General features: G+C 39.8%; 8 protein-coding genes and 1 pseudogene. All 9 read left to right on the top strand.

The window, feature by feature from the left end; genetic code table 11:
• Positions 1-220 precede the first annotated feature (220 nt).
• The 9 genes and pseudogenes from D908_RS03560 to D908_RS23065 all read left to right on the top strand — a co-directional run bounded on the left by D908_RS03560 (position 221) and on the right by D908_RS23065 (position 7,285).
• Positions 221-655, top strand: coding sequence for a GNAT family N-acetyltransferase (locus D908_RS03560; RefSeq protein ID WP_005526709.1), 435 nt, complete (start codon positions 221-223; stop codon positions 653-655).
• 263 nt (positions 656-918) lie between these two features.
• Positions 919-1,140, top strand: coding sequence for a VF530 family protein (locus D908_RS03565; protein ID WP_005526706.1), 222 nt, complete (start codon positions 919-921; stop codon positions 1,138-1,140).
• Positions 1,141-1,309: 169 nt separating this feature from the next.
• Entirely contained in the window at positions 1,310-1,678 is a 369-nt protein-coding gene (locus D908_RS03570; RefSeq protein ID WP_005526703.1) for a VOC family protein, read from the top strand.
• Between the two features lie 498 nt (positions 1,679-2,176).
• Complete coding sequence (locus D908_RS03575; RefSeq protein WP_005526700.1) at positions 2,177-3,109, top strand: DUF4145 domain-containing protein; 933 nt, start codon at positions 2,177-2,179, stop codon at positions 3,107-3,109.
• A 137-nt stretch (positions 3,110-3,246) separates the two neighbouring features.
• On the top strand, positions 3,247-4,272 hold the full coding sequence (locus tag D908_RS03580; RefSeq protein ID WP_005526695.1) for a putative phage abortive infection protein: 1,026 nt from the start codon (positions 3,247-3,249) through the stop codon (positions 4,270-4,272).
• Between the two features lie 96 nt (positions 4,273-4,368).
• Positions 4,369-4,776 (top strand): hypothetical protein, encoded by a 408-nt coding sequence (locus tag D908_RS03585; protein ID WP_005526693.1) that lies wholly within the window; start codon positions 4,369-4,371, stop codon positions 4,774-4,776.
• 190 nt (positions 4,777-4,966) lie between these two features.
• Positions 4,967-5,380, top strand: a complete 414-nt coding sequence (locus tag D908_RS03595; protein ID WP_005526689.1) for a VOC family protein — start codon at positions 4,967-4,969, stop codon at positions 5,378-5,380.
• A 176-nt stretch (positions 5,381-5,556) separates the two neighbouring features.
• Positions 5,557-6,297, top strand: coding sequence for a PhzF family phenazine biosynthesis protein (locus D908_RS03600; RefSeq protein WP_005526687.1), 741 nt, complete (start codon positions 5,557-5,559; stop codon positions 6,295-6,297).
• Between the two features lie 844 nt (positions 6,298-7,141).
• Positions 7,142-7,285 (top strand): annotated as a pseudogene (locus D908_RS23065) (Tfp pilus assembly protein).
• Positions 7,286-7,427 lie beyond the last annotated feature (142 nt).

Genomic DNA, 7,427 nt, shown 5'->3' with positions numbered 1-7,427 from the left:
AAGGAAATTCGAAGTTTGGTCAATGATTTCAGTGAGTTATTCTTGAATTGGTTTAAATGTAAAGTGTTGAAACTTAAGCATAACAAACGCCTCAAGAGGGACTGTCAACGCGCGGCGTTTCCAGTCCCATTGAGCCGTGGTGGTTGCAGTTGTTGTGTTTGAGTTTGGTTGTTATGCGTTGCCAGCCCCTTAGGCGGGCGTTATACGCAAGGAGAGATATGTGGTAGAAGTTCGTGAGATGAACATTGCGGACTATGATGACGTGATCAAGCTTTGGGGACAAACTGAGGGTATGAGCCTCCGAGATGCAGACACTAAAGAAAGCATCAATAACTACCTAATTCGCAATCCAAATCTAAGTTTCGTTGCAGTGTCAGGCAACGAAATTGTCGGCGCGGTACTAGTCGGCACTGACGGTCGGCGAGGTTATCTGCAACACCTAGCTGTATCAACGAACTTTCGTGGCAAGAACTTAGGTCGTGATCTGGTAAGCCAAGCTATCAGTGCGTTAGCTGATGTTGGGGTTCCAAAAACTCATTTGTTTGTGTACAACGAAAACGTAAACGCCCAGCAGTTTTACGAAAAGCTTGGTTGGTTCCCGAGGGACGAAGTTCGAATGTACTCATATAATAGTTCTAGTAACAATAACGTTTAGCGCACGGCGTATAACAAACAATTTAAGAGTGATTCAGCACGCTTGGCATTTTTGGTTTGAGTCAAGTTTAGTGATTACGGTGATCAATTGAGTTGTGTGGTCGCGTGCTTCACGCCTTAATTGGGCGTTATGCAAATATTCAAATCAGCCCATTCCTCAGTGCTTATGTCTACTAAGGCTGTAGATGTAAATAAAATGGCTAACTGGTTAAAGCATTCTGGTAAACTGCGTCCAAACTAAGCGGTATGATCAGGACCCAAGCAATGAGCCAAGAGCAGCAAAACAACCCTTTACATGGTTTAACCTTAGAGAAAATTCTTGTTCGTTTACAAGAGCACTATGGCTGGGAAGGGTTAGACAGAGAAATCAAAATTAACTGTTTTTACAGCAATCCATCAATCAAATCTTCTCTTAAGTTTTTGCGTCGTACACAGTGGGCGAGAGATAAAGTTGAGGCTTTGTATATAGATACGTTTTGCCGTTAAGAACATTTGCATAACAAAGCGTTAAAGAGGGACTTGGCACGCGTGGCATTTTCAGTTTGCGTTGGGTTTAGTGGTTACGGCACTATGCGGTAGCTTTTGTATTGCGTGCCTGCGCCCCTTAACGCGGCGTTATATGCTTTCAAATTTCAAACAATAAAAGGACTTAAAAATGATTCTAAATCACGTCTCAGTTGGTGCTTCTGATGTGGTAAAAGCAGTTGGTTTTTATGACTCGGTTCTTTCTACGCTGTCTATTAAGCGAGCTCACTATATTGAAAAGATCGCAGCGGCTTATGGTGAGAACTTTGAATTTTGGGTCGGAAGCCCTTGTGAAGGAAAGGCTACATCAAGTAATGGTGCTCATATAGCTTTCAATGCGCCTTCAAAAGAAGCTGTTGACCAGTTCTATGCCACAGCTATTGAATTAGGTGGTTCATGTGCAGGTAAGCCTGGCTTAAGACCCGAATATGGTGAAGCTTACTATGCAGCATTTGTTCGTGACTTAGACGGAAACAAAATCGAAGCCGTTTCAATGTAGCTTCGAGTACGCATATAACAAGGCGTTTAAGGCGGATTCCCAACGCTTGGCATTTTTGGTTTGCTTCGGCTTAAGTGTTTACGGCACTATGGTTTAGTTCAGGTGGTATGCGTTGCTCACCACTTAACGCGGCGTTAGCTTACAGTCGATAGCAAAAGACAACAAATATCAACTTGAGCACAAGAAAATATGTGTTAAAATCATTCGGTTGCATTTCTTGAATTTCTCTCTTGGAGTTGGAATAGATAGCTCTTACCAATTCTGGTAGGTGTCCGTTGATAAGACGTAACCTATGTTTTAAGAGGTTTGTAATGAAAGAACTTGCACAGACAATTGAGGTGCTAGCGCTACTTCCTGATGCGCGATTTTGGGCTATTGTCTCTGTAATCGTATTGTATTTGATGGTTGAAGTTTTAAAACTGTTCCTTTAATTGTTTTAGCTCTTCATGCTCATGCATGAAGAGCGCCTTTCATACATCCCTGTATCAGGAGGTTTTTGTGAGCGTTCTAATCCCTGAAAATTCGCTTCAATACTATGAAGATGCACTGGATGAAAACCAGAAAATGTATCTTCGTGCCACTAGCATTAGGTTTTGTTTGGAAAATATCTTTGACACGGTATTCCTTCATATATGCGGGATTAACGAGGTCGGTAAAATAAAAACAAAATGGAAAAAAGCCACTTTAAATGAAAAGATTGAGATGCTTAGGGACTACTTCCCCAAAGATATTTTGGATAGAGTCAAAAGTATAAAAGATTTAGGTAACAGTGGAGCTCATTCCCAGTCACACGACTTAATTACTGAGCAAGATATAAAAGTGTCTTTGACGGATTTGAGCCTAATTTGTGAGTGGACAATTACAGCATACTTCCAAAAGTATGGGTTTAACACTCACCCTTGGCTTCCTACAATCCTAAGTACTTTACCTCCCGCTAATCGAATTCGAATATTAGAAAGCACGTTGTTACGCACAGTAGAGTCGTTTAATTGTAGTGATAAGCAATCATTACTAGCTTATCAAGCTCTTCTGGCTAGAAAACAGAGCTATGTAGACCAAGGAAATATATTAAAAATATTTGAAATTGAACAACAGTTTTCTACTTTGGATAATGTTGATTGTCAAAAGTTTGATCGACTACACCTGCTAGTGGATAAGCTAGCTATGGCGTACTTGAAAGATAACCAATTCGATAAGAGTATCTCGTTTATTCATGAGTGCTTTGGGCGAGGCCTAATCAGCCCAAACTTCAAGAATTGTATGCTTATAAAACTGGGTGAGATGAAATCAAGTGTAGGCAAATTTAATGTGCCTCAGACCTTAGATGACACTAGGGATAATTACAAAGAGCTTTTGACAGTCGTTAAAGAAGATGAGAAATCTCTATTTATTACTATCTTTACGTCCTTTTTGTCTCAAAAAGTAAGCTAACAATCTGTTTAAGAGTGATTCGCAACGCTTGGCATTTTTGCTATGCGTTGCGTTTTGTGTTTAAGGTGGTTTGCAGCGGCATCGGTATTGCGTTGCTCACACCTTAACAGGGCGTTAGTTTTCAAAATGGATTTCGCATGCAGTACATAAAAGGTTTTTACACTTGGTTTAACGAGCTTTTTAGTGATTCTCGTAACAACAATGAACCGTTACTTCCTAAAACTTTAGCAACCATACTAATGGTAGCGGCTAGTATTGCTTTAGTTTTACTCTTGATTAATTTCTATGTTTTATTTTTCACAGATAAAAGTAGTGACCTAGGTGCATTTGGTGATTTTTTTGGTGGTGTTTTAAACCCGATCCTGACATTTCTGACTTTATTTGGTCTGATATCGACAATTGTGATTCAAAAGCAAGAATTAAAACTTGCAAGAATAGAATATGAAAAGACAGCTGATGCTCTCAGCACTCAAGCAGTGGAAGTGACATTCTTTAATATCCTCGATTTACATCATAAAATTGCTGAAAATTTGAAAGTAGATATTAACGAATTAAAAGAACGTGGAGAGTTTGTTGGTCTCGCGGAAGAACTAATTTCCAGCTTTATAAAAATCTCCAAGAAGTCAACTTTTGAGGGGCGCGGTGCATTTGAAGAAATACTCAATTTTGTCTCATATAACGTTTCCAAACCACAAGAAGTAGTCGAAAGATATAAATTAATTCAGCAAAGGCATAATCATGTTTTAGGTCATTATTTTAGAAATCTATATCAAGCATTAAAAATAATACACAGTCATGATAAAAATGTCGTTTCGGATGATGACAAGCGTAAATATGCAAGCATCTTAAGAGCTCAGCTTTCTACTAAAGAGCTCGCGCTCTTATTTATAAATTGCTTAGAGGGAGTCTCAGATAAAGGGCAATTTAAAAATTTATTGATTGAATACTCTATGCTCGAGCACTTACCTATAACAAAGGATGGCGAAAAGCTAATTATAGCTGGTAGCTTTGAAGTAACTGAAGAGATGTTGCTAGAGTACAAACAATTAAAAGTTTTTGGAACAATAGAGTTAGATAAGTTTTATGGTGGCGCATTTGGAAAAAACAAAGGTGTGCCATACAACTTGAAGAAAACTAACAAGGCATTAAAGTCGGATTCGTAACAGCTTGCTCGGTTCCACTTCGTTCCACATTTTAGCAAGCTATTATTCACCGCTTAATGCGGCGTTAGAAATTTATTTTAATTAAGGAGATTACCTATGAATTATTCACAATTAACAGATGAAAGCTTGAAAGAATTTCATCAACGTGCGCTTGTGTGTTTGAAAATAGACGATGAAACTCCACAGAACCAAATGAAGCCATATGGTTTGCGAGAGTACCATGATTGGGCGGAACATATTGCCAATATAGAGGAACAATTACAAATTCGTAATATTCAATTTTCACCTATCGATTTAAATGCTGAGACAAAGAAACAAAGTCAGCCTATTTCTTTGGTTCTATACAATCGAATTAAGCAATGTCTAATCTATGAAGATAATCTCCCAGAAGATGCACACAAGCCTTATCAAGTAAGGGAACATTCTGATTGGAAAGCGAAGGCAAATGAATTTGAAAAAGAACTCGATAACACAGATGTAGAATATGAAAAGATCAAGTGGTAAAAATTTCTAACAAACAATTTAAGAGTGATTCAGCACGCTTGGCATTTTTGGTTTGGGTTAAGTTTAGTGTTTACGGTAGTCAAGTTGAGTTCTGTGGCAGCGTGCTTCACACCTTAATTGGGCGTTATGTGCTTTTTCGGAAAATCTCAAAATCGCGTACAATCAGCGTTTTGAAATAGCGGAAATCATCATGTCCAAAACTGTTCAGCAGCAAATCGGAAACATCGCTCTAGTCGTTGAAAATTACGACGATGCTATTGAGTTCTATACTCAAAAACTTCAGTTCACACTGGTTGAAGATACTGACTTAGGTGGAGGTAAACGCTGGGTTCAAGTTTCCCCTCCAAACTCCAATGGTACGAATTTGCTCTTGGCTCAAGCGAGTACACCAGAACAAACGCAAGTAGTAGGAAATCAAACGGGTGGTCGTGTGTTCTTGTTCCTACAAACTAATGATTTCTGGCGAGACTACGAGTTAATGAAGACAAATGGTGTTGTATTTAATGAAGAGCCACGAGTTGAAGAGTACGGTACAGTGGCGGTATTCCAAGATCTCTATGGTAACAAATGGGATTTACTGCAACTAAACAGAGCAACCAAATAGCACGCACATAACAAGCAATTTAAGAGGGATTCACAACGCTTGGCATTTTTGCTTCTACTTCAAATTTAGTGGTTATGGCACAATGCTTTAGGTTAGGGTGTAGGAGTTGTTCACCCCTTAATTGGGCGTTAAATTGCAATCGAGGATGGTGGGTTATCAAAGTTGATATTTATGATGTGTTTATTGGAGAATCGGCCTTTGGCAATCCTTGTGCAGTGTTAGAGCTGAATGACTGGCTTCCTGATAGCGAGTTATCTCAAATCACACGTGACGTTGGGCAGCCTGTTACGTCCTTTATAACTAAAATTGACGGGCAATTTCATATTCGCTGGTTTGCATTGGATGGTGAAATCAATCTTTGTGGTCACGGAAGTTTGGGTGCAGGAGCTGCCATTATTTCAAAGTACCAACTGGATAATGTTGTTTTCAATAGTAAACACGGTGAGGTGGTGATTACTAAGAGAAATGGCCTGTATACCCTCGTATTACCAAGTTGGGAAGGTATAGCTTGTCCTGTTCCAGAAGAAATATCGGATGTAGCTGCTGGTTCTATTGATATTTTTTCTACACGAGACTTAGTCTTAGTTTTCCCCACTGTAGAAAGGGTAATTAGTTTCCAGCCAGACGATGAACGCTTCAGAAAACTCAATGAGTATCATGCTCTGATCGTGACAGCAGCTAATGGTAAGAGTGGTTATGTCCTAAGATACTTCGCCCCAAAAATTGGCATATCTGAAGACTTGGCGACAGGTTCAGCACAATGCTCTCTTGCACCATATTGGTTTAAGAAACTGAGCGCGGACTCATTAACGGTTCACCAACTTTCAACTTCGGGTGGTTATTTTGAGGTAGAGCGCAATACAAATAGTTTAATCACAGTGTTCGCACAAGCAAAGCTAAGGGAAATTGCAATTTAACAAAGCGTTTAAGAGGGATTTGGCACGCGTGGCATTTTCGGTTTGCGTTGGGTTCAGTGATTAAGTCGCTGTGCGGTAGCTTTTGTAGTGCGTGCCTGCACCCCTTAACGCGGCGTTATGTGTCTTTCCGGAATTTATCTTTCTAAATCAAAAAGTAAAAATTAGAATTGCGGAAAATGTTTCTAGTGGATTACTAGTATGAATCGTCACAATATCATTGGGTTCTTATCATCGGTTTTATCTTTGAGTACCCTAGTTTTCGTCATCATGGACGGATCCCACTTTCCGCTTCTCGTTTGGCCTTACGAAGCTTTTCAGGGTTTGGTATTTTCTTTCGTTTGGGGTTTTGGTGTCTCGGCAACAGTTGGCTATCTTTTCTCAATAATAGTTACTGTTACTGTAGCGGTAGTAAGTTTCGCATTGGGGCATAAATTATCGCGCTTTGTGGTCAAAAAAGGTAATCTTTAGCTGTTAATTCAAACACATAACAAGGCGTTTAAGCGGGATTCATGCCGCGTGGCATTTTTGGTTTGCAGAGAGTTTTTGTGGTGAAAGTGGTCTGCAGAAACTTAGTTTATGCGGCATTCACCCCTTAACGCGGCGTTAGCTTCTTAAAGGCTGAAATCATCGAAATCTAAGCTCAATTGTTCTAAAAACTCAGCTTTTAGCGTTCAAATTGCACAATTTGGCTTTTGAGTTTTGCTTGATGCTGATCTGGTAGAAAGTGTTGAATGTTCAGCAGTTTCAAAGTGGCTGAAAACCATCAAACCTCGATGCTTCACTTTTGTTGGATGTTCCACACGGAAAGTTTGGTTTCACAAAAGGCGGAATCATCGCTGTGATCTTGCTTTCTTTGTCGCTGACTCTTAACCGTGGCCAACTTAGCTTGATCGTTTTGAGTTTTGGCAGCCAACTTCACAGCTTTTAGCGTTGGACGTGTTTTTGTGTGATGCTTCTGCGTAAAATGACTATCAAGCAAATGTGTTAAAAACCATTGTTAAACAATCTGCTACGAAGCTAACAAACGCCTCAAGAGAGACTGTCAACGCGCGGCGTTTCCAGTCCCATTGAGCCGCGGTGGTTATGGTTGTTGTGTTTGAGTTTAGTGTTAATGCGTTTGCCAGCCCCTT

The sequence above is a fragment of the Vibrio mimicus CAIM 602 genome (genome assembly GCF_000338875.1).
Classification (GTDB): Bacteria; Pseudomonadota; Gammaproteobacteria; order Enterobacterales; family Vibrionaceae; genus Vibrio; species Vibrio mimicus.
The sequence above is the reverse complement of the archived record's forward strand: the minus strand, read 5'-3'. Positions and strand labels throughout refer to the sequence as shown.